Source organism: Kineococcus glutinatus, from assembly GCF_039542765.1.
Taxonomy (GTDB): domain Bacteria; phylum Actinomycetota; class Actinomycetes; order Actinomycetales; family Kineococcaceae; genus Kineococcus_A; species Kineococcus_A glutinatus.
Map to the genome: position 1 here is coordinate 1 of NZ_BAABIL010000577.1, position 2,012 is coordinate 2,012.

The window sequence follows — 2,012 nt, forward strand, 5'->3', positions numbered from 1 at the left end:
GCGGTGCCCAGCCTGCGCACCCGGTTCCTGCCGGTGGGTCCACCCATCGTCGTCCTCCTGCGGTGCACGGGCCCGGAACGGCTCCGGGATCGGGCCGGTGCATCGACGGCGCCCCGCACGGGCTGCAGAGCGGGGCCGGCGCGCCACCTGTTCAGCGCAGGGAACCTCCCCCGACCGGCGCAGGCGGGCGCGCGGGCGACGCCTCCCGGGCGTCGGGGCCCGCCGCTACCGTGCAGGCGTGATCACACCCGGCCCCGCCCCGGACCTGCCCGTGCTGCGCGCCGACGACCTGGGGGACACCGGCCCCGCGGCGGCCCTGCGCGCGGTGCGCGGTCCGCACCGGCTCGCCGGCGCGGACCTCACCGGGGCCGACCTGGCCGACGCCGACCTCGACGGCTGGGCTTTCGAGGGCTGCCGCTTCGACGGCGCGGTCCTCACCGGCGCCCGGCTCGGCGGCACGACGTGGCGCGGCGGCAGCGCGGTGGGCGCCCGCTTCACCCGCGCCGACCTCGTCGACGCCCGCTTCCGGGCCGTGGACGCCTCCGGTGCCCGCTTCGACGCCGCCCTGCTGGCGGGCGCCGCCTTCGAGGGCTGCCGCCTCATCGGCGCCGAGCTCGGCGGCAGCCGCGGCACGGGGTTCGCGCTGGCCGGCTGCAACCTCTCCGCGGCCGTCCTCGACGGGCTGTCCTTCGCGTCCGCCCCGATGCGGGACCTGCGCCTGGACGACGCCGGCCTGCGCGGCTGCGACCTGCGGGGCACGGTGTGGGAGGGCAGCCGGTTGCGCGACGCCGACCTCACCGGTGCGGACCTCACGGGGGCCGACCTGCGCGGGTGCGACCTCGGCGAGGTCGCACCCGAACGGCTGGCGCACCTGCGCGGCGCGCTGCTCGGGCCGGAGCAGGCCGCCGGGGTGCTGCACGCCTTCGGCATCACGGTGCTCGACGCCGGCGAGCCGGCCCCCGCGCTCAGGCCGGCAGGCCGCCGGGGAGGACGACGGACTTGATCGAGCCGGGTCGGGCGCCGGCGGTGAGGGCCTCCTCGACGCCGTCGAGGTCGAAGCGGCCGGTCACCAGCCCGTCGAGGTCCACGACGCCGCGCGCTGCGAGGGAGATGGCGGCGGGGTAGGTGTCGGCGTACCGGAACGTCCCGGTGAGGGTGATCTCCCGGTTCTGCAGGTGGGACACCGGCAGCGTGGCCTCGTCCGCGCCCATCCCCACGAGCACGACGTGCCCGGCGGGGCGCACGGCGCGGATGCCGGCGACGACCGCGGACGGTGCACCGGAGCAGTCGACGAACGCGTCGGCGCCCAGCCCGGCGGCGTCGTCGACGGCCGGGTCGAGCACCTGCGTGGCCCCGAAGCGCAGCGCCGCCCCGCGGCGGCCGGCGTCGATGTCGGAGACGACGACGTCGGCGGCCCCCAGGGCGCGCGCCACCTGCGCGGTGACCAGGCCGATGGGCCCGGCGCCGGCGACGAGGAGCCGGCTGCCCGCGCCGACGGCCGCCTTGCGGCAGGCCCACACGCCCACGCTGAGCGGCTCGATCAGCCCGGCGGCGTCGTCGCTGAGCGAGTCCGGCACCGCGAAGGCGTAGTCGGCGTCGTGGGCGAGGTACTCGCAGAACGCCCCGTCGACCGGCGGGGTGGCGAAGAACCGCACGTCGGGGCACAGGTTGTAGCGGCCCGCGCGGCACTGCGCGCAGCGGCGGCAGGGCACGCCCGGTTCCAGGGCGACGCGCTGGCCGACGCGGGCGGGGTCGACGCCCGCACCCACCGCGACGACGCGCCCGCCCGCCTCGTGGCCGAGGACGAGGGGCGCGGTGACGACGAACTCACCGATCCGGCCGTGCCGGTGGTAGTGGACGTCGGAGCCGCACACCCCCACGGACCCCACCCGCACGAGCACCTGACCGGGGCCCGCCGCCGGCACGGGGCGCTCCTCCACCGCGAGGTCACCGGCGGCGCGCAGCACGCTGACCCGCATCGTCGCGGGCAGCGCCGCCGCCGCACCGCCCGC

General features: G+C 78.8%; 2 protein-coding genes. One reads left to right on the forward strand and one right to left on the reverse strand.

The features are described 5' to 3' along the window. Nucleotides 1-238 precede the first annotated feature (238 nt). A complete protein-coding gene (locus tag ABEB16_RS18435; RefSeq protein ID WP_345713673.1) occupies nt 239-1,003 on the forward strand; it encodes a pentapeptide repeat-containing protein in 765 nt (254 codons plus the stop codon). Here the strand turns inward: ABEB16_RS18435 and ABEB16_RS18440 are convergent. Continuing rightward, nucleotides 966-1,991, reverse strand: coding sequence for an NAD(P)-dependent alcohol dehydrogenase (locus ABEB16_RS18440; RefSeq protein ID WP_425560248.1), 1,026 nt, complete (start codon nt 1,989-1,991; stop codon nt 966-968). The two genes, ABEB16_RS18435 and ABEB16_RS18440, sit on opposite strands and share 38 nt — an antisense overlap. Between the last annotated feature and the right edge of the window lie 21 nt (nt 1,992-2,012).